Raw genomic sequence first — 20,071 nt, forward strand, 5'->3', positions numbered from 1 at the left:
GTTTTGGCTCCCGGCAATGACTGTTTAAGCGGCCTTTGTCAGCATGCCATGCGGGTCGAGTACAAATTTCTTCGCCACGCCCTGATCGAAGCTTTCATAGCCTTGCGGCGCTTCTTCCAATGAAATCACCTGCGCATTGACGATCTCGGCAATGTTCAGACGACCATGCAGAATGGCCTGCATGAGTTGACGGTTATATTTGACCACAGGCGTCTGGCCCGTATGGAAAGACTGTGCCTTTGCCCAGCCAAGACCAAAGCGCAGCGACAGGCTGCCATGCTTGGCAGCACTGTCAACAGCGCCGGGATCTTCGGTCACGTAAAGGCCGGGAATGCCGATAGACCCTGCCGGACGGGTAATTTCCATCATCTGGTTGAGAACAATAGCCGGTTGCTCGCCACCACTGTGGCCGCGCGCTTCAAAGCCCACGGCATCAATGGCGCTGTCCACTTCATTGCTGCCAGTCACCTCGGCAATCATGTCACCGAGACGATCGCTTGCTGAAAGATCAATTGGCTCGAAGCCAACTTTTCGTGCGTGTTCCAGCCGTTCCTTGTTAAAGTCGCCAACCATGACGACCGCGGCACCAAGGATACGGGCAGAGGCGGCCGCAGCAAGCCCGACCGGACCGGCACCCGCCACATAGACGATTGAGCCAACGCCGACGCCTGCCTTCACCGCGCCGTGAAAGCCGGTGGGTAGAATATCGGAAAGCATGGTCAGGTCGCGAATTTTCTCGATGGCTTGTTCGCGATCCGGGAATTTCAGCAGATTGAAATCGGCATAAGGCACCATGACGTAGCGTGCCTGTCCCCCGATCCAGCCGCCCATATCGACATAGCCATAAGCGCCGCCAGCACGTGATGGATTGACGGTAAGGCAAACGCCGGTGTCTTGCGATTTGCAGCAGCGGCAGCGGCCGCAGGCAACGTTAAATGGCACGGACACGATGTCGCCCACGTCGAGCATTTCCACATCGCTGCCTTTTTCAATCACTTCGCCGGTGATTTCGTGGCCAAGAACAAGGCCGGGCATGGCGGTGGTGCGGCCGCGGACCATATGCTGGTCTGAGCCGCAAATATTGGTGGTAATCACTTTGAGAATAACGGCATGATCCAGCTTGCGCCCGTCCGGGGCGCTCAAGACCGGATCATCAATATCACGAACTTCGACTTTACCGGGGCGCATGTATACAACGCCTCTATTCCTGCTCATGTCGACCTCCTCCAGATTGACGTGCGGATCGTTCCCGATCCGCATATTGGGCCGGGATATGCGGGGATATACCCGTGGAGAAAGGCTAGCGTGCTTGATCGTCGGAGAGGTGGTCTGTGCGCGACATGTTTGGTTCGCTCATCAGCATGTCGGCGAAAGATTTGAGCGCTTTGGTCTGATAGCGGTCATTGTGCGAAAGCATCAGAAACTGGCGTTGCGGGAGAGTGAAATTGACTTTGACGAGCGTGCCTGCCGCAAGATGCGGCGCTGCCACCAGTTCCGAAATTGCCGTGACATAATTGCCGGAAAGCACCGCCGAGCAGATGGCTTCATTGGATGGAAGCTCGAGCGCGATGCTAAGACGCGCAGGATTGTAGCCTGCGACCCGCATCGCATCTTCAAACACGCTGCGGGTGCCTGAGCCATGCTCTCGCAAAATCCATTGGCCGTGAAACAGCGTATCCCAGGTCAGTTTCTCGGCATCGCGCCATTGATGGGTTGGTCCCGTGACAACAATAAGCTGATCCGTAGCAACCTTGCGCAGCGAGAGGGTGGGGGCCTGAACAGCACCCTCCACAAGCCCGATATCTGCCAATCCTTCTTGCGTGGCCTGTGTGACGCTTTCGGTGTTTCCGAGCGTGAGGCGCAAATCGATCATCGGATGCGTCGCATGAAACTGTGCCAGATAGGGTGGCAGCCAGTAGCTCGCGATGGTTTGGCTTGCATGGATCGCCAGAATGCCGCGTTTGCCGCCACCAAGCTCTGACAGCATACGCTCCGCCGATTGCGCGCGCGCCAGCGTTGCGCGTGCTTCATCCAGAAACATGCGGCCATCGCCCGTCAGCTCAATGCGCCGTCCAATGCGGTTGAAAAGCATCGCGCCATAGCGATCTTCGAGTATGCGGATTGCTGAACTCACCGCCGAGGGCGTGAGATGAAGCGCTTCAGACGCCCGTGTCAGATGCTCACGCTCGGCCACTTCGATAAAAATACGTAATTGTTCCAGTGTCATAGCTATGATCGTTCGATTTTATCGAATGAATTATGCCATATTATGCGATGGAATGAACAGAAGAATAAGCGCATTCGATTGGAAAATATTTCTCAAGATGTGAATGCTGATTCCAATGAACACCGCAACTGCCACAAAATTTCAGAACATTCTCCCGGGGCTTGCACTCAGCCTTGCTGTTTCGGCTGTGGCAATCGGGCTTGAAAAGATTGAGGAGCATTATACCGGCAAAGCCTGGCTGGAAGCGCTGGTGCTGGCTATTCTGCTGGGCACCGCCGTCAGAACACTCTTTCGACCCGGCAAGCAGTTTGCCAAAGGCATCAGCTTTTCCGCCAAACTGCTGCTGGAGATTGCGGTCGTTTTGCTTGGTGCTTCGATCAGCGTGAGCGCGGTCGTTGCCGCCGGTCCCGGACTGATTATGGGTATCGCGGCCGTTGTGGCACTTGCGATTACGCTCAGCTATGGCATAGGGCGATTGCTGAAACTGCCGCATCGTATGGCGGTTCTTGTGGCCTGTGGCAATTCCATCTGCGGTAACTCGGCCATTGCCGCCACTGCCCCCGTCATTGGTGCAGACAGCGAAGATGTGGCCGCTTCCATCGCCTTCACGGCAATTCTGGGCGTTGTTGTGGTGCTGTGCCTGCCGTTGCTCGTGCCGTTGCTGGGGTTGTCATTCACGCAATATGGCGTCCTGGCGGGACTGACGGTCTATGCGGTGCCGCAGGTGCTCGCTGCAACCGCGCCCGTTGCGGCAATCAGCGTACAGCTTGGAACCTTGGTCAAGCTTGTGCGCGTGCTGATGCTGGGGCCGGTTATACTGGTGTTGTCTGTTGTTGCAGGCAATCGGGATGCAGACGTGAAGCCCGGCTTTCTGCAACTGGTGCCGTGGTTTATCATCGGCTTTCTCGGTATGATGGCATTGCGGGCCTTTCATCTCATTCCGCAACCCGCTCTCCCAGCCATACAATATGCATCCACAGCACTGACGATCATTTCAATGGCGGCGCTGGGATTGGGTGTGGATGTGCGTTCGGTCGCCTCTGCCGGTGGCCGCGTGACCCTTGCCGTCATTCTTTCGCTGCTGGCTCTTGGGCTGATCAGCCTTGGCCTGATCCATTTGCTTGGTGTTATCTGAGGACAGCTTGTTAATCGCGCCGATCCGCTCCGAGATCAAAAAGAAAAAGCCCGCCAATGGCGGGCTTTCTCATTTCTCTAAGAGGTCGAAAACTTAGTTGTTTTCCGACTTCTTCATGGCTGCGGCAAGAATGTCGCCGAGCGAAGCGCCAGAGTCGGACGAACCGTACTGAGCAACGGCTTCTTTTTCTTCAGCGATTTCGAGCGCCTTGATCGAGACCTGCAGCTTGCGGGTCTTCTTGTCGAAGGCGATGACGCGGGCGTCAACCTTCTGGCCAACCGAGAAGCGTTCTGTACGCTGTTCGTCACGGTCACGCGACAGATCCGAACGCTTGATGAAGCTGTCGAGATCGTGGTCAACGAGACGGACTTCAAGGCCACCATCGGTAACAGCTGTGACTTCACAGGTTACAACAGCGTTCTTGCGCAGTTCACCCGAAGCGGCTGCTTCACCGACCTTGTCGCCGGAAAGCTGCTTGATACCGAGCGAGATGCGTTCCTTTTCAACGTCAACGTCGAGAACAACGGCTTTAACAACTTCGCCCTTGTTGTATTCTTCGATGACCTGCTCGCCCGGACGGTTCCAGTCGAGATCGGAAAGGTGAACCATGCCGTCAACGTCGCCGTCGAGACCAATGAACAGGCCGAATTCGGTCTTGTTCTTGACTTCGCCTTCAACGATTGTGCCCGAAGGGTACTTGTCGGCAAAAGTCGTCCATGGGTTGTCGAGGGTCTGCTTGAGGCCGAGGGAGATGCGGCGCTTGACCGGATCAACTTCGAGCACAACGACTTCGACTTCCTGAGTGGTCGACAGGATTTTGCCTGGATGTACGTTCTTCTTGGTCCACGACATTTCTGAAACGTGGATCAGACCTTCGATGCCTGGCTCGATTTCGACAAATGCGCCGTAATCGGTGATGTTGGTTACAGTACCGGTGATCTTTTTGCCGATCGGGTACTTCGCACCGATGCCATCCCAAGGATCGTTCTCGAGCTGCTTCATGCCGAGCGAGATACGATGTGTATCCTGGTTGATACGGATGATCTGCACCTTGACCGACTGGCCGATGGTGAGGATTTCCGATGGATGGTTGACGCGGCGCCATGCCATGTCGGTCACGTGCAGGAGGCCGTCAATGCCGCCGAGATCAACGAACGCACCGTAATCGGTGATGTTCTTGACAACGCCTTCAACAACCTGGCCTTCTTCAAGGTTCTGAACGATTTCCGAACGCTGTTCCGCACGGCTTTCTTCAAGAACGGTCCGGCGCGAGACAACGATGTTGCCACGGCGCTTGTCCATCTTGAGGATTTCGAAAGGCTGTGGGACGTGCATAAGCGGGGTAACGTCGCGAATCGGACGAATGTCGACCTGCGAACGTGGAAGGAAGGCAACTGCGCCGTCCAGATCGACGGTGAAACCACCCTTGACCTGGTTGAAGATGACGCCGTCAACGCGTTCGCCATTGGCGAACTTCTGTTCGAGCTTGCCCCAGCTTTCTTCGCGGCGTGCTTTTTCGCGCGACAGAACAGCTTCGCCAAGTGCGTTTTCGATGCGCTCAACGTAGACTTCAACTTCGTCGCCCGGCTTCATCGAGCCGTCTTTGCCCTTCGCGCCGAATTCCTTCAGCGGAACGCGACCTTCGACCTTGAGGCCGGCATCGATGATTGCCATGTCTTTTTCGATGGCAACGATGCGACCCTTTACAACATAACCTTCTGCAAGGTCATTGTTGGCAAAGGATTCAGCCAGCAGCGACTCGAAGTCTGCAAGGGTTGGATTGAATTCAGACATAAATACTCCTGATGCATCCGGTATAAAACAACATCGGATGCGGCGCCGGGGGTTAGAGTTGCGTTCGGCCTGTCCTTCGGCTCCGTCCCTTTGGGACAACCGGCGCGTGGAACGCGAAGTCAGGTTATAATGTTGGGAGTGCCCTATATAGGAACAAACCCCGAATAATCGAGCATTTCCGGGCGGATCATAGCAGAAAACCTCACGGCTTTCCTGATTTTATGCCGGATGCTGCGCCAAAGCGTGATCAATCAGCTTTTTCGCTGCCAGAAATGCCGCTTCTATACTCATTTTACTCGTATCTAGCAAGTGTGCGTCTTCAGCAGGCCTGAGCGGGGAATCCGTGCGGTTCATGTCGCGCTCGTCGCGCTTTTTGAGATCGGCCAGAATTTCATCAAAATCGGCCGTTCCACCCTTTGCAATAATCTCGTCAAAGCGGCGTTGCGCACGCACCTCCGGTGAGGCGGTCACAAAAAGCTTGATAGCGGCTTGCGGACAAACCACCGTTCCAATGTCGCGCCCATCAAGCACGCTGGATGGCAAGGCTCTGGCAAAGCCGCGCTGTGCTTCAACAAGAGCGCGTCGCACAGCGGGCATGACAGCCACTTTGGATGCGGCTTCGCCAATTGCATGGGCCGAAAGAACAGCCTTGTCCATCGCATGCAGATCAAGATGAAGTGCCACATCGGCAGCAATTGCTTCATCATCCAGCGGCAGCCCCTGATCAAGAAGCGCTTTCGCAACGGCACGATAGGTCAGGCCGGTATCGAGATGCGGCATGCCGTAATGAATGGCAATGCGCCGGGCAAGGGTTCCCTTGCCCGAGGCTGCCGGTCCGTCGATGGCAACGACGAAACTTGTCATTGCTGCGCGCTGACTTCGATTTTTGCACCGAGACCCGGCATCATGGTCATGAATTCCGGGAACGAGGTGGCAATCATCGTGCTGTCGTCAACTGTGACTGGCTTCTCGGACGCCAGCCCCATGACGAGAAAGCTCATCGCGATGCGGTGATCAAGATGTGTGGCAACCGTGCCGCCGCCAAGGCCCTTGCCGTCAGGACGACCGCGAACCGTGAGCGACATTTCACCTTCGGTGCAATCAACGCCATTGGCTTCAAGGCCACGCGCAACCGCTGCAAGGCGATCTGATTCTTTGACGCGCAGTTCATCAAGGCCGTCCATGACGGTTTCGCCTTCGGCAAAAGAAGCGGCAATCGCCAGAACCGGATATTCATCAATCATGGAAGGTGCGCGTTCCGGCGGAACGACAACGCCCTTGAGCTTCGATGACTTCACGCGCAGATCCGCAACGTCTTCACCGCCGGCAAGGCGCGGATTGATGATTTCAATATCAGCGCCCATTTCCTGCAAGGTGAGGATCAGGCCGGTGCGGGTCGGGTTCATCAGCACATTGCGGATGGTGACGTCCGAACCTTCAACCAGCAGGGCTGCAACCAGTGGAAAAGCGGTTGAGGATGGATCACCCGGCACGTCGATGGTCTGGCCAGTGAGTTTGCCCTGTCCAACGATGCGGATATGGCGCACGCCGTCCTTGTCGGTTTCAACCGTCAGGTCAGCACCAAAGCCCTGAAGCATTTTTTCGGTGTGATCACGCGTCATGACAGGCTCAATGACCGTTGTAACACCCGGCGTATTGAGACCTGCGAGCAGAACGGCGGACTTAACCTGAGCGGACGCCATCGGCACGCGATAGCTGATCGGGTTTGCAGTTTTGGGACCGGTGAGTGTCAGCGGCATGCGGTCGCCTTCGGCAGCCTTCACCTGAACGCCCATTTCACGCAGCGGATTGAGCACGCGTCCCATGGGGCGTGAGGTCAATGATGCGTCACCGATGAAGGTTGTGGTCATGTCGTAGGTGCCGACAAGGCCCATGGTGAGGCGTGCACCGGTTCCGGCATTGCCGAAATCAAGCGGGGCTTCAGGCTGCAAAAGACAGCCATTACCAACACCATTGATGATCCAGACGTCGCCGTCTTTGCGAATCTTGGCACCCATCGCCTGCATGGCGCGGCCTGTGTTGATAACGTCTTCACCTTCGAGCAGGCCGGTGATACGGGTTTCACCCGAAGCCAGACCGCCGAACATGAAGGAACGATGCGATATAGATTTGTCACCCGGAATGCGAATTTCGCCCTTGAGTGCCTCTGAGCGGCGGGCGATTGCAGGTTTCGGGGTAGCGGAATGGGACATGGATTTGTTACTGTCTCATTTGGGCGTTATGCACGCGGGATTGATCAAAGCGGCAGCTACCTAGCACAGGAACAGCGCGGGGTCATCCGCGAATGCGTGTTTTGAAACACAGATCGCGTGCAGAATGCGTCTTTCGCTTTGACAAAAGCTGCAAATTGCGTTTATGCACCAAAACAACACCGTAATGCGCGTCTTCCGCCTTCTCCCGACTGATGGACGGTTGAGGAGTTTGATGGCGAGCTTAAAGCATGTAAGCGTCGCAGGCGCGACGGAGAAATCAACTCACGAGGCTAAACGTGGCAAAAGCTGAACTTGGTACCAAGCGCATCGATCCGGAAACGGGCAAAAAGTTTTACGATCTCAATCGTGATCCGATTGTTTCGCCCTATACAGGCATTTCCTACCCACGGTCGTATTTTGAAGCGACCATAGCGGAAAGCCGTGCGGCCGAAGAGGAAGAAGAAGCCGAAGAGCTCGATACAGCGCTCGAAAAGCCGGAATTCGTTTCTCTTGAAGATGCGGATGACGAAGCCAAGGGTGGTGAAGATCTTCCTGACCTCGACGACGATGTCGATCTGGGCGATGACGATGAAGACACCTTCCTTGAAGAGGAAGAAGATGAAGACGACGACGTTTCCGGTATTCTGGGCGGCGGCGTTGGCGGCGACGACGAAGAAGTCTGATAACGCCTTCATGGACGATTTAAAGCAGGGCGGCTCAATGAGTCGCCTTGCTGTTTTCTGGGCTGCAATCTCACGCCTGTTGATGATCGACAAATTATTTTTGGCAGATATGAAAAGAGTTGCGTTTTATCTCTTGATCTTCTGTAACTTGCCCTTTAATAAGCCGCCTCAACGGGCAGCAAATTTCTGTCTGATGGGGCCATAGCTCAGCTGGGAGAGCGCTTGCATGGCATGCAAGAGGTCAGCGGTTCGATCCCGCTTGGCTCCACCAAATTTCCCCACACCACTCTATAAAAAACCGTTGAGCCCTAAAACCGGTCGCGAAATGCTAGGAATCGCTTTCGCGGGGAAAATACGTCACCGGACTGATTTCTATTCCCGCTACGATCCGCGAACAACATGCGTAAAAATAAGAACATAGAGCGAGCGTATTGGGTATGATTAAGCGCGATACGCTCTAGCCGGACGGTTTTATTATCGGAGAAATTAAGTTTCCCTCGACTTTTATCTCAATGTTGTTAGTGAAGCTCCACCAAAGTAATTGTTAGCGGTTGGTTGGGTGAAAAGGCTTCCTGATTTCGACGGTCTGCGATTTCTACTGTGTCTTGGAATTGCAGCGTTTCATTATTCTTTTCGCATCCCTGTGAAAAACGCCCCGCTGCAAGACATTATATTACCATTTGCTTATTTTACTGATGTCTTTTTTATTGTGTCAGGTCTGTTTCTAGCGAGAAAGCAGAATTACGTCTGGAACAGACGGCAATATCTTGGTTTTGTTGGCAAGCGCCTGGCGCGGATTTATCCGCTGCACGCCATAACCTTTGCCTGCTTTGCCCTTTTGTCAGTCTTGACGGCAGCCGGTGTTCTTCACCCTTCCGCCGAGCCCAATATGAGCCTGTCAGACGGGCTCACACAATTGCTGCTCATTCATGATTGGGGGCTTGGAAAAACGCTCTCTTATAATTACGTCAGCTGGTCTCTGAGCGCACTTTTCCTGATGTATCTCTGCTTTCCCTTGTTTGATATTCTTTGCCGCAGGCTGGGGAGTTTTGTTCTCGTTATTGTTATCCTTGTTGTAGCGGTTGGAGAGTATCTGGCGCAGAAGCTGGGCGCCCCCTCCTTGACACGCATTCAAATGGCCGATGTGGGTGTGCTGCGGGCGCTGCCTTCTTTCCTTTTCGGCATGTGGCTTGCGCGCCGTGCGCATCCGATAATGCCAGTGCTCGCGATTAAGCTGGCGCTTGCCGTTTGTGTGGCGATTTTTCTATTTTATCATCCGCCAGCTGTGGCGGAAGAACCCAACACGCTTGAAGGGCCGTTGCGGCTGGCTTTCCTTTATTGTGGAGTTTATGTGCTCTACATCGCCTCTACCCAGGATGTTTACACCCCCCTGCGACTGCCTGTTCTGGTGCGGCTTTCTCCCTACAGCTTTGGTATTTTCATTCTGCATCCATTGGTCGGATTGATTTTCTTCAACGCTCTTCCGCAACATTGGGGAGACACCACAATCGGTGCTGTGATGCTGATTGCGGGTGGTGTTACAGCCAGCGTTGTTGCGGCTTTTATAGCCTGGCATATTTTTGAAAATCCAATCAATCGCTGGCTCGTTAATCGGATAAACCGATGGCTAAACCGCGAAAGCGATACGGAAAACCTTCTGGGTTCAGGGCAATCAGCGCATTAGAGCGCATCCCGAAAAGTGTGAAACGGTTTTCGGAAAAAGATGCGCGATAAAACAAAAAGTTTAAGAGCCGATCTCATTCAGTCAGATCGAAACGCGCTCTAGCATCTGGAAAAATATGGACGGATGGGTAGGTCTCTTTTAGACATTTGTTTTGGAGCTGATCGTCGGAGTGATTTCAGCTCGGCGTGATTCTGGGAGGAATGATGACTATTGCGGCCGTTTCCGTTGATAAACAGCCCCTGTGGCAACCTGATGCAAACCGTATTGCGACAAGCCCGCTCGAGCACTTTCGCGTGCAGGCCGAGGGGAGGGCGGGACGGAAACTTGCCACTTACACCGATTTGCACCGCTGGTCGGTTGAAGACCGTGCCGCTTTCTGGAGTCTAATCTGGGATTTTTGCAATGTCATTGGTGAGCGCGGGCAAACGGCGCTGGTCGACAATGGTCATATGCGTGAGGCGAAATTCTTTCCCGATGCCAAACTTAATTTTGCAGAAAATCTCCTGCGTCATAACGGTGCGGGAGAGGCGATCATCTTTCGCGGCGAAGACAAGGTTGAGCGCCGCCTGACATGGGACGACCTTCATGCACTGGTCTCAAAGCTTCAGCAGTTGATGCTTGCAGAAGGAGTAAAGCCCGGTGATCGCGTTGCAGGCATGATGCCGAACATGCCTGAGGCTGTCGCTCTAATGCTGGCAGCGTCGTCTATCGGGGCAGTCTGGTCTTCGTGCTCGCCGGATTTTGGCGCGCAGGGTGTGCTGGATCGCTTTGGCCAGATCGAGCCGAAACTGTTTTTTGCCTGCGATGGTTACTGGTATAACGGCAAACGCATTGATGTGAGTGACAAGATCGCCGAAGTGACAGCCAGGCTGCCCAGCAGCAAACGCTCGGTCATCGTTCCCTATTTGGGCGAAGCGGAAGCGGTGGCCAGCAAGGCCCGGAACGGCATTGCGCTTGACGCAGCCCTTGACCCTTTTTCAGCAAAAGCAGTCGAGTTCATGCGGCTGCCATTTGACCACCCGATCTACATTCTCTTTTCGTCGGGTACGACCGGCATTCCAAAATGCATCGTGCATCGTGCTGGCGGCGTGCTGTTGCAGCATCTTAAGGAACACCGTCTTCACGCGGATATTCGCGAAGGCGACCGCTTCTTCTATTTCACCACCTGCGGCTGGATGATGTGGAACTGGCTGGCGTCCGGCATCGCGTCCGGTGCAACGCTGCTGCTTTATGATGGCTCGCCATTTTATCCCGATGGCAATGTTCTGTTCGATTATGCGGCGTCCGAAGACATGACCTATCTCGGCACGTCGGCAAAATTCATTGATGCGGTGCTGAAAGCCGGTCTGCGACCCGGTGAAACCCATGATCTGTCCGCTCTGCGTACCATTTCCTCGACCGGTTCGCCGCTGTCACCTGAAGGTTTTGCTTTTGTCTATGAGGCAATCAAAAAGGATGTGCATCTGGCATCCATCTCAGGCGGAACGGACATCGTTTCCTGTTTCGTGCTGGGCGTGCCGACCGAACCCGTCTGGCAGGGCGAAATTCAGGGCGCTGGCCTTGGCATGGCTGTTGATGTCTGGGACGATAATGGCAAGCCGGTGCGCGGCGAGAAGGGCGAACTGGTTTGCACCAAGGCCTTTCCTTGTATGCCGCTGCAATTCTGGAACGATCCGGAAGGCGCGAAATATCAGGCAGCCTATTTCGAGCGTTTCGACAATATCTGGTGCCATGGCGATTTTGCTGAATGGACCGAGCATGATGGCATTGTCATTCATGGCCGTTCGGATGCCACGCTTAATCCGGGTGGTGTGCGTATCGGGACAGCAGAGATTTACAATCAGGTCGAGCAGATGCCGGAAGTGACGGAAGCACTTTGCATCGGGCAGGGTTGGGACAACGATGTGCGCGTGGTGCTCTTTGTGCGGCTTGCTGAAGGCGTTTCGCTTGATGACGCTCTCAAAGCGCGGATCAAAGCCAAAATCCGTACCGGCGCTACACCGCGCCATGTACCTGCAAAGGTCATCGCTGTCAGTGATATTCCGCGTACCAAATCCGGCAAGATTGTCGAACTTGCCGTGCGCGACATCGTGCATGGCCGCGAGGTGAAGAACCGTGAAGCACTGGCAAACCCGCAAGCACTGGAGCTTTATCGCGATATTGCCGAGCTTCAGGAGACTTGATGCGGAATGGTGCGCGAAAGAAAATTTCGTTATAGGGTAATAAATAGCCACAGAACGCCGCGCAAAGCCATTGCCTAATCGGTCTCCACACGACACTCTGAACGGAACATAGCTGTTTTCAAAAACAGCAGCCGGGCAGAACTTGTGGAGGACGAGTATGTTTGCTTCGGGCCAGAATTTGGGGGGCATGAATTTCGGTCTTGGCGAAGAGATCGAAGCCCTTCGTGATACGGTTCGCCGTTTTGCGGAAAGCCGCATTGCGCCGCTTGCCGCCGATATTGATCGCAAGAACGCATTTCCCATGCATCTGTGGCGCGAACTGGGTGATCTCGGCGTGCTGGGCATCACGGCACCAGAAGATTACGGTGGCGCAGGCATGGGCTATCTTGCGCATTGTGTGGCAATGGAAGAAATCAGCCGTGCATCGGCCTCGGTTGGCCTGAGCTATGGCGCGCATTCCAATCTCTGCGTCAATCAGATCAAGCGCAATGGTTCGCCCGAACAACACGCGAAATATCTACCCAAACTTATCTCCGGCGAGCATGTCGGTGCGCTTGCGATGTCCGAACCGGGAGCCGGTTCTGACGTTGTGTCGATGAGGCTGACAGCCGAAAGGCGCGGGGACAGTTATATTCTCAACGGCAACAAGATGTGGATCACCAACGGCCCCGATGCGCATGTGCTTGTTGTCTATGCCAAGACCGATCCGGCAGCGGGTCCGCGTGGTATCAGTGCCTTCATCATTGAGAAAACCTTCAAAGGCTTCTCAACCGCGCAAAAGCTCGACAAGCTCGGTATGCGCGGCTCCAACACCTGCGAACTGGTGTTTGAGGATTGTGAAGTGCCCGCCGAAAACCTGCTGGGGGAAGAAGGCAAGGGCGTCAATGTGCTGATGTCCGGCCTTGATTATGAGCGGGTCGTGCTGGCCGGTGGGCCGCTTGGCATCATGGCGGCCTGTCTCGATGTCGTTGTGCCTTATGTGCATGAGCGCAAGCAGTTCGACCAGCCGATTGGTGAGTTTCAGCTGATGCAGGGTAAGCTTGCCGATATGTATGTGAGCTTCAACGCTTCGCGCGCCTATGTTTATGCGGTGGCAGCGAGCTGTGATCGTGGCGAGACGACGCGCAAGGATGCGGCTGGCTGCATTCTTTATGCAGCGGAAAACGCCACACAAATGGCTTTGCAGGCCATACAGGCGCTGGGCGGTAACGGCTATATCAATGATTATCCGACCGGGCGTCTTTTACGTGACGCAAAGCTTTATGAAATCGGTGCAGGCACGTCGGAAATCCGCCGTATGCTGATCGGACGGGAACTCTTTCAGGAGACCCGCTGATGCCGGTTCTGAAATCTGAAATTTTGACACGCAGCCCCGTCTTTGAAGCCAATCGCAAGGCTATGCTGGCAGCGCTTGATGTGGTGGCAGAGGCATCACGCATGGCCATGGATGGCGGTGGCGAAAAAGCGCGGCAGCGTCATATCGCGCGCGGAAAACTCTTGCCGCGTGATCGTGTTGCGCAGCTCATCGATCCGGGATCACCCTTTTTGGAAGTGGGGCTGACGGCGGCGCATGACATGTATGACAATGCGGCCCCTTCCGCGGGCATGATCACCGGCATTGGCCGGGTATCTGGCCGTGAATGCATGATTGTCTGCAATGATGCAACGGTGAAGGGCGGCACCTATTATCCGATCACGGTGAAAAAGCATCTGCGCGCGCAAGAGATCGCAGGCGAAAACCGCTTGCCTTGCATTTATCTGGTCGATTCCGGTGGCGCGAACCTTCCCAATCAGGATGAGGTTTTTCCCGATCGCGATCATTTCGGGCGTATTTTCTATAATCAGGCGCAGATGTCGGCAGCGGGCATTCCGCAGATTGCAGTCGTCATGGGATCGTGCACGGCAGGCGGCGCTTATGTGCCTGCCATGAGCGATGAGACGGTGATTGTGCGCAATCAGGGCACGATTTTTCTGGCTGGTCCGCCGTTGGTCAAAGCTGCAACCGGCGAAGTGGTAAGCGCTGAAGATCTGGGCGGGGGTGACACGCATACCCGGCTCTCCGGCGTGGCCGATCATCTCGCCCATGACGATGCTCATGCGCTGCAAATCGCTCGCGCCATCGCCGCTAATCTCAACAGTGAAAAACGTGCCTTCATACCAAGAGGCGAGGGTGCTGCCCCGCGTTATGACGCGGAAGAGATTCTCGGAATTGTCTCGGCTGACACCCGCATTCCCTATGATGTGCGCGAGCTGATTGCGCGGTTGGTCGATGGTTCCGAGTTTGATGAGTTCAAGGCACGATTTGGCCCGACGCTGGTCTGCGGTTTTGCCAGTCTTTATGGAATGCCGGTTGGCATTATCGCCAATAATGGCGTTTTGTTTTCCGAAGCTGCTTTAAAGGGGGCGCATTTCATAGAGTTGTGCTGCCAGCGCAATATTCCGCTGATCTTCCTGCAAAATATCACCGGCTTCATGGTTGGTCGCAAATATGAGGCCGAAGGCATCGCCAAGCATGGGGCCAAGCTGGTGACGGCGGTCGCCACCGCCAATGTGCCGAAGATAACCATGCTGATTGGTGCATCTTATGGGGCGGGAAACTATGGCATGGCCGGGCGGGCCTATTCTCCGCGCTTTTTGTGGACGTGGCCGAATAGCCGTATTGCGGTGATGGGCGGCGAACAGGCGGCAGGCGTTCTGGCCACCGTCAAGCGTGACGGGATCGAGCGCAACGGCGGCACATGGTCGGCGCAAGAGGAAGCGGAGTTCAAGCGTCCCACCCTGGACATGTTCGAGCGTCAGAGCCACCCGCTTTATGCATCGGCACGGCTTTGGGATGACGGCATTGTCGATCCGCGCAAGAGCCGCGAAGTGCTCGGTCTATCGCTTTCTGCAACGTTGAATGCGCCGGTCGAGCCGACGCGCTTCGGCATCTTTAGAATGTAAAGAGGGCGGTCAGATGTTTCAAAAAATACTGATTGCCAATCGCGGAGAAATCGCCTGCCGCATTATCCGAACGGCGAACAAATTGGGCATTGCCACTGTCGCGATTTATTCGGATGCAGATGCCAATGCGCTTCATGTCGAAATGGCTGACGAGGCGGTGCGCGTCGGTCCGGCACAATCTGCGCAAAGCTATCTCAATATTGATGCGATCATCAAGGCGGCACTGGATACGGGCGCGGAAGCCATTCATCCGGGCTATGGTTTTCTCTCTGAAAATGCCGACTTTGTGGATGCGGTCGAGGCAGCAGGGCTCACCTTCATTGGCCCTTCGGCCAAAGCCATCCGCGCGATGGGGCTGAAAGATGCCGCCAAGCGCTTGATGGAAAAAGCCCGAGTGCCCGTCGTGCCCGGCTATCATGGCGACAATCAGGACGCCGCCTTTCTCAAAGGCGAGGCGGATCGCATAGGCTATCCTGTGCTGATTAAAGCGCGTGCGGGCGGCGGCGGCAAGGGGATGCGTCGTGTCGACAATCCCACCGATTTTTTAACTGCATTGGACAGTGCGCGACGCGAGGCAGAAGCATCGTTTGGCGATCACGCCGTGCTGATTGAAAAATACATGACCAAGCCGCGCCATATCGAGGTGCAGGTTTTTGGTGATAATTATGGTCATGCGGTGCATTTGTTTGAGCGCGATTGCTCGCTGCAACGCCGCCATCAAAAAGTGATTGAGGAAGCACCCGCCCCCGGCATGACGCCTCAAATGCGCGCTGCCATGGGCGAGGCGGCAGTCAAGGCTGCCCAAGCCATCGGCTATTCCGGCGCAGGCACGGTGGAATTTATCGCCGATGTGTCGGAAGGGCTGCACCCTGACCGCTTCTTTTTCATGGAAATGAACACGCGGCTACAGGTTGAGCATCCGGTGACGGAAGCGATAACCGGCCTTGATCTGGTTGAGTGGCAATTGCGTGTGGCGTCCGGCGAAGCCTTGCCGAAGCAGCAGATTGAGCTTTCCATCAATGGCTGGTCTTTTGAGGCGCGGCTTTATGCCGAGGACCCTGCGCGTGATTTTCTGCCCGCGACCGGCAGGCTTGCGCTGTTTGCAGCGCCTCAAAATGCGCGCGTGGATTCCGGCGTGCGCTCTGGCGATACCATCACGCCGTTTTATGATCCGATGATTGCCAAGATCATCACCCATGGCGCAACGCGCGATGAGGCGTTGACCCGGCTCGAAGGCGCTTTGAACAAGACGCGTATTGCAGGACTTGTCACCAATCGGCAGTTTTTGTCCCAACTTTGCAAGCTTGAAGCCTTTCGTTCTGGCGATGTTGATACAGGGCTGATTGCGCGTGAGGCGTCCACACTTTTCAGAATAGAACAGTCTTCGGATATTGCTTTTGCGCTGGCAGCACTCGGTGCGCTTGATTTGCTGGATGCGCCGCTTAACAATGATCCATGGAGCAGTCTGCGCGGTTTCCGCCTATGGGATGATGCAGCGCGCTCCGTCCTGCTTGATCATCATGGTGAACGCCAGACAATTCATTTTACGATCAAAAGCGGCAGGCTTTTTGGCTTTAGCTTTGGCGATCTGGAAATCCGCTCTCATGAAAATGGTCTGGTGCGCTTTTCAATTCATGGTCACCTTGAACAGGCATCCGTCATGCGCATCGGCGTTGACGTGAGCGTTCAGCTCCATGGACGCGACGCCTTGTTTCATCATGTTGAGATTGTCGGTGCGGAGGAGGAGGTTTCGGGCGAAAGCCGCATTCTCTCGCCGATGCCAGGACTTGTGCGGCTGGTGTGCGTTGCGGAAGGCGAAAGTGTCGCCAAAGGCGACCGGCTTGTGACGATGGAGGCGATGAAGATGGAGCTTTCACTGACTGCGCCGCGAGATGGCAAGGTCGCAACTGTGAACGTCGCGGCTGGCGATCAGGTCGATGAAGGCGCGCTGTTAGTCCAACTGGAGGAAGAGCATGATCCCGAAAAGTGGGAACCGGTTTTCGGACAAGATCATGCTCAAACAAAAAGAGGAGAAGAACATGGCTGAACACGTGGAAATCGTCGAAATGGCAGCGCGTGACGGCCTGCAAAATGAGAAGCGTTTTGTTCCGACAGCCGACAAGATTGCGCTGATTGATCGCCTGTCCGCTTGTGGCTATTCCCGTATCGAAGCAACCAGTTTTGTCAGCCCCAGATGGGTGCCTCAATTGGCCGATGCGCAAGAGGTGATGCGCGGTATCCACCGTGCGGGCAGCGTCCGCTATTCGGTTCTGGTGCCGAATATGAAGGGCTATGCGCTTGCGGTGAGCGCCAATGTTGATGAAATTGCCGTCTTCATCTCTGCCTCCGAGGGCTTTTCCAAAGCCAATATCAATTGCACGATTGCAGAGAGCATTGAGCGGCTGGCACCAGTGATTGGTGCAGCCATCAATGATGGTCTGGCCATTCGCGGTTATGTCAGCTGCGTTGTCGAATGTCCTTATGATGGGCCAACTGCGCCGCAGGCGGTTGCAGAAGTCACCGAGCAACTCTTTTCGCTTGGCTGCCACGAGGTGAGCCTTGGTGACACAATCGGGCGCGGCACGCCTGAAACAGTGAGCGCCATGCTCGATGCCGTGTTGAATATCGCGCCTGCGCACAGTCTTGCCGGTCACTATCACGACACCAATGGCCGTGCGCTTGATAATATCCGGGCCAGTCTGGAAAAGGGGCTTCGGGTGTTTGATGCATCGGTGGGCGGACTGGGGGGATGTCCGTTTGCACCGGGTGCCAAGGGCAATGTCGATACGCTGGCAGTCGCGGACATGCTGCATCGGCTTGGCTTTGAAACCGGCCTTGATATTGAAAAGCTGAGATCGGCAGCGTTGTTTGCGCAAGCGTTCACGCAGGATAAGGCTGCATGAGCGCGTTCGAAACCTTGCAAATTGCGCTTGATGAGCGCGGTGTCGCGACACTGACGTTCAATCGCCCCGAGCAGCACAATGCGCTTTCCGGTCTTATGATCGATGAGCTTTTCAACGCGACGCTGCAACTGGCAGATGATGACGCGGTGCGTCTCGTTATTCTGACCGGCAGCGGCAAAAGCTTTTGCGCAGGTGGCGATCTTGGCTGGATGCAGGAGCAGGTGAACGCGAACCGCTCTCAACGAATAGAAGCGGCGCGCAAACTGGCACTGATGCTCAAAGCCTTGCGCGATCTGCCGAAGCCTCTGATCGGGCGGATCAATGGACAGGTTTTTGGCGGTGGTGTCGGGCTTATCAGCGTTTGCGATGCAGCGATCGGTGTCTGTGATGCGCGTTTCGGGTTGACGGAAACCAAGCTTGGCCTGATCCCGGCAACCATCAGTCCCTATGTGGTTGCGCGGATCGGACAGGCCCATGCACTGAGAACGTTTACCTCGGCACGATTGTTTGATGCAATGGAAGCAAAGCACATTGGATTGCTGCATCACGTGGTCGAAGCAGAGCAACTTGATGCTGCAATAGAGCGGGAAATCAAACCCTATTTTTCGACTGCACCCAATGCGGTCGCAGCGTCCAAACGGCTGGTGCACGCGCTCAGTGCACCGATCGACGAAGCGGTGATCGAAATGACACTCACCCGTCTCGCCGACACATGGGAAACGCCAGAGGCTGCGGAAGGAATCGCGGCCTTTTTTGCAAAGCAAACACCACCATGGAAGAGAGGAGGATAAGCATTTTTTGGGAGGCAGTTTTCGTTGTAGTTGCGGGTACTTGGCCCCTTGCAATCGGAAGCTGGAAATGCATTCTTATTACATCATGAAAGCGTGCTGCCGTTCTGGAGCATGTTTCCGAAAGCGCAGATGCAATTTCGGATAATATTATGGCTCTGGTACCCCAAAAGGGTGATGGTGCGGCGCGTTTTTGGATTGACCCTTTAAGATCGTATGATTGAAATAAAAGGGAGGGCCCGGCAAAGCTGCAGCGCATATGCGCTACGATTTGACCGGCATGGGTTGTCTGGGGCCATCGGGAAAAACGGGGCCTCACCAAAGGAGAAAAAGAATGAACCTCAAGCTTCTTTCCAGCGTAGCCTTTGCCGCTACTCTCGGTTTTGCCAGCGCTGCTTATGCAGATATTACGATTGGCGTTGTCGCACCACTCACAGGTCCGGTTGCCGCCTATGGCGACCAGGTCAAGAAGGGTGCGGAAACCGCTGTTGAAGTCATCAACAAGAATGGTGGTATCAAAGGCGAAAAGATCGTTCTGAAGTTTGCCGACGATGCCGGTGAGCCAAAACAGGGCGTTTCTGCGGCAAACCAGCTTGTTGGTGATGGCATCAAGTTCGTCGTCGGCCCGGTCACGACCGGCGTCGCGATCCCTGTTTCCGACGTTTTTGCGGAAAACGGCGTTCTTATGGTTACGCCAACTGCAACCGGTCCTGATCTGACGTCGCGCGGCTTGGAAAACGTGTTCCGCACCTGCGGTCGCGATGATCAGCAGGCCGATGTCATGGCCGCCTACTTCCTGAAAAACTTCAAGGACAAGAAGGTCGCCATCGTTCACGACAAGGGCGCATATGGTAAGGGTCTCGCAGATTCCTTCAAGGCTGCAATCAACAAGGATGGCATCACCGAAGTTCAATACGATTCCGTCACCCCCGGCGATAAAGATTTCAGTGCTCTGGTATCCAAGCTGAAAGCCGCTGGTACGGAGATCGTTTATTTCGGCGGTTATCATGGTGAAGGCGGCCTTCTGGCCCGTCAGATGCATGATGCAGGTTTGAATGCCCTGATTCTTGGCGGTGAAGGTCTGTCCAACACCGAGTTCTGGGCGATTGGTCAGAAGAATGCTGAAGGCACACTCTTCACCAATGCTGTTGATGCAACGAAGAATCCAGCTTCCAAGGAAGCCGTTGATGCGCTGACAGCCAAGAACATTCCGGTTGAAGCATTCACCATGAACGCTTTTGCCGCTGTTCAGGTGCTTGCAGACGGTATTGAACGCGCTGGTACGACGGAAGATACCGCAGCTGTTGCCGCAGCACTTCGCGATGGCAAGCCAATCGAAACGGTTATTGGTAAGCTGACCTATGGCGAAACGGGTGATCTTTCATCGCCAAGTTTTGACGTTTTCAAATGGGAAGACGGCAAGATCGTTGGTCTTGATTGATCAGCCATTTGCAATTGACGAAAACGCCGGGGATCAAACCCCGGCGTTTTTGTTTTGCGAATAACAGTTGAGGCTTT

At 55.0% G+C, this 20,071-nt stretch carries 15 protein-coding genes, 1 tRNA gene and 1 pseudogene; 12 read left to right on the plus strand and 5 right to left on the minus strand.

Translation table 11 applies throughout. The features are described from left to right. Positions 1–24 precede the first annotated feature (24 nt). Together fdhA and OPR82_RS01470 are read right to left on the minus strand one after the other, a co-directional pair. Positions 25–1,215 carry a formaldehyde dehydrogenase, glutathione-independent gene (gene fdhA, locus OPR82_RS01465; protein WP_265982609.1) on the minus strand — a complete coding sequence of 397 codons (1,191 nt, stop codon included), beginning with the start codon at positions 1,213–1,215 and terminating at the stop codon, positions 25–27. An 85-nt stretch (positions 1,216–1,300) separates the two neighbouring features. After that, positions 1,301–2,227: a LysR family transcriptional regulator gene (locus OPR82_RS01470; RefSeq protein ID WP_265982611.1), complete on the minus strand. Its 927-nt coding sequence runs from the start codon at positions 2,225–2,227 to the stop codon at positions 1,301–1,303. Between the two features lie 115 nt (positions 2,228–2,342). Here OPR82_RS01470 and OPR82_RS01475 point away from each other — a divergent pair, with 115 nt between their 5' ends. Continuing rightward, positions 2,343–3,362, plus strand: a complete 1,020-nt coding sequence (locus OPR82_RS01475; protein WP_265982613.1) for a YeiH family protein — start codon at positions 2,343–2,345, stop codon at positions 3,360–3,362. Positions 3,363–3,455: 93 nt separating this feature from the next. On the opposite strand, the gene rpsA is transcribed toward OPR82_RS01475, so the two are convergent. The 3 genes from rpsA to aroA form a co-directional block, all read right to left on the minus strand. Continuing rightward, positions 3,456–5,156, minus strand: a complete 1,701-nt coding sequence (gene rpsA / locus OPR82_RS01480) for a 30S ribosomal protein S1 (RefSeq protein ID WP_265982614.1) — start codon at positions 5,154–5,156, stop codon at positions 3,456–3,458. A gap of 219 nt (positions 5,157–5,375) precedes the next feature. After that, positions 5,376–6,020, minus strand: coding sequence for a (d)CMP kinase (gene cmk / locus OPR82_RS01485; RefSeq protein WP_265982616.1), 645 nt, complete (start codon positions 6,018–6,020; stop codon positions 5,376–5,378). After that, a complete protein-coding gene (gene aroA / locus OPR82_RS01490) occupies positions 6,017–7,369 on the minus strand; it encodes a 3-phosphoshikimate 1-carboxyvinyltransferase (protein WP_265982617.1) in 1,353 nt (450 codons plus the stop codon). Before aroA ends, cmk begins: the two co-directional genes overlap by 4 nt. A 296-nt stretch (positions 7,370–7,665) precedes the next feature. On the opposite strand from aroA, the gene OPR82_RS01495 reads away from it, so the two are divergent. The 11 genes and pseudogenes from OPR82_RS01495 to OPR82_RS01545 all read left to right on the plus strand — a co-directional run bounded on the left by OPR82_RS01495 (position 7,666) and on the right by OPR82_RS01545 (position 19,994). Further along, entirely contained in the window at positions 7,666–8,052 is a 387-nt protein-coding gene (locus OPR82_RS01495; RefSeq protein ID WP_265982618.1) for a TIGR02300 family protein, read from the plus strand. Beyond that, a complete protein-coding gene (locus OPR82_RS01500) occupies positions 8,027–8,257 on the plus strand; it encodes a hypothetical protein (RefSeq protein WP_265982619.1) in 231 nt (76 codons plus the stop codon). The genes OPR82_RS01495 and OPR82_RS01500 overlap by 26 nt, the downstream gene beginning before the upstream one ends. Further along, positions 8,248–8,323 (plus strand) — tRNA-Ala (locus OPR82_RS01505). The genes OPR82_RS01500 and OPR82_RS01505 overlap by 10 nt, the downstream gene beginning before the upstream one ends. A 288-nt stretch (positions 8,324–8,611) precedes the next feature. After that, on the plus strand, positions 8,612–9,736 hold the full coding sequence (locus tag OPR82_RS01510) for an acyltransferase family protein (RefSeq protein ID WP_265982620.1): 1,125 nt from the start codon (positions 8,612–8,614) through the stop codon (positions 9,734–9,736). Between the two features lie 203 nt (positions 9,737–9,939). Next, on the plus strand, positions 9,940–11,919 hold the full coding sequence (locus OPR82_RS01515) for an acetoacetate--CoA ligase (protein ID WP_407673222.1): 1,980 nt from the start codon (positions 9,940–9,942) through the stop codon (positions 11,917–11,919). A gap of 157 nt (positions 11,920–12,076) precedes the next feature. Continuing rightward, positions 12,077–13,255 carry an isovaleryl-CoA dehydrogenase gene (locus OPR82_RS01520; RefSeq protein ID WP_265982622.1) on the plus strand — a complete coding sequence of 393 codons (1,179 nt, stop codon included), beginning with the start codon at positions 12,077–12,079 and terminating at the stop codon, positions 13,253–13,255. Next, positions 13,255–14,862, plus strand: coding sequence for a carboxyl transferase domain-containing protein (locus tag OPR82_RS01525; protein ID WP_265982623.1), 1,608 nt, complete (start codon positions 13,255–13,257; stop codon positions 14,860–14,862). Before OPR82_RS01520 ends, OPR82_RS01525 begins: the two co-directional genes overlap by 1 nt. Then, a pseudogene (locus OPR82_RS01530) lies at positions 14,819–16,837 on the plus strand (acetyl/propionyl/methylcrotonyl-CoA carboxylase subunit alpha); the annotation flags it as partial. The gene OPR82_RS01525 and the pseudogene OPR82_RS01530, both read left to right, overlap by 44 nt. Before the next feature lie 64 nt (positions 16,838–16,901). Next, on the plus strand, positions 16,902–17,765 hold the full coding sequence (locus OPR82_RS01535) for a hydroxymethylglutaryl-CoA lyase (protein ID WP_265982624.1): 864 nt from the start codon (positions 16,902–16,904) through the stop codon (positions 17,763–17,765). Beyond that, the gene (locus tag OPR82_RS01540) at positions 17,762–18,556 is read left to right on the plus strand and encodes a crotonase/enoyl-CoA hydratase family protein (protein WP_265982625.1); all 795 of its coding nucleotides are present in this window, start codon (positions 17,762–17,764) and stop codon (positions 18,554–18,556) included. The genes OPR82_RS01535 and OPR82_RS01540 overlap by 4 nt, the downstream gene beginning before the upstream one ends. Before the next feature lie 331 nt (positions 18,557–18,887). Further along, positions 18,888–19,994, plus strand: coding sequence for a branched-chain amino acid ABC transporter substrate-binding protein (locus tag OPR82_RS01545; RefSeq protein WP_265982626.1), 1,107 nt, complete (start codon positions 18,888–18,890; stop codon positions 19,992–19,994). Positions 19,995–20,071 lie beyond the last annotated feature (77 nt).

Origin of the sequence: Ochrobactrum chromiisoli, assembly GCF_026241335.1 — a bacterium.
Taxonomy (GTDB): Bacteria; Pseudomonadota; Alphaproteobacteria; order Rhizobiales; family Rhizobiaceae; genus Brucella; species Brucella chromiisoli.

Bases quoted from the DNA above. Each gene is read 5' to 3' on its own strand.
- OPR82_RS01535 (WP_265982624.1), top strand. From the start codon at position 16,902: ATGGCTGAACACGTGGAAATCGTCGAAATGGCAGCGCGTGACGGCCTG.
- OPR82_RS01540 (WP_265982625.1), top strand. From the start codon at position 17,762: ATGAGCGCGTTCGAAACCTTGCAAATTGCGCTTGATGAGCGCGGTGTC.
- OPR82_RS01475 (WP_265982613.1), top strand. From the start codon at position 2,343: ATGAACACCGCAACTGCCACAAAATTTCAGAACATTCTCCCGGGGCTT.
- OPR82_RS01545 (WP_265982626.1), top strand. From the start codon at position 18,888: ATGAACCTCAAGCTTCTTTCCAGCGTAGCCTTTGCCGCTACTCTCGGT.
- OPR82_RS01525 (WP_265982623.1), top strand. From the start codon at position 13,255: ATGCCGGTTCTGAAATCTGAAATTTTGACACGCAGCCCCGTCTTTGAA.
- cmk (WP_265982616.1), bottom strand. From the start codon at position 6,020: ATGACAAGTTTCGTCGTTGCCATCGACGGACCGGCAGCCTCGGGCAAG.
- OPR82_RS01520 (WP_265982622.1), top strand. From the start codon at position 12,077: ATGTTTGCTTCGGGCCAGAATTTGGGGGGCATGAATTTCGGTCTTGGC.
- rpsA (WP_265982614.1), bottom strand. From the start codon at position 5,156: ATGTCTGAATTCAATCCAACCCTTGCAGACTTCGAGTCGCTGCTGGCT.
- OPR82_RS01515 (WP_407673222.1), top strand. From the start codon at position 9,940: ATGACTATTGCGGCCGTTTCCGTTGATAAACAGCCCCTGTGGCAACCT.
- aroA (WP_265982617.1), bottom strand. From the start codon at position 7,369: ATGTCCCATTCCGCTACCCCGAAACCTGCAATCGCCCGCCGCTCAGAG.
- OPR82_RS01470 (WP_265982611.1), bottom strand. From the start codon at position 2,227: ATGACACTGGAACAATTACGTATTTTTATCGAAGTGGCCGAGCGTGAG.
- fdhA (WP_265982609.1), bottom strand. From the start codon at position 1,215: ATGAGCAGGAATAGAGGCGTTGTATACATGCGCCCCGGTAAAGTCGAA.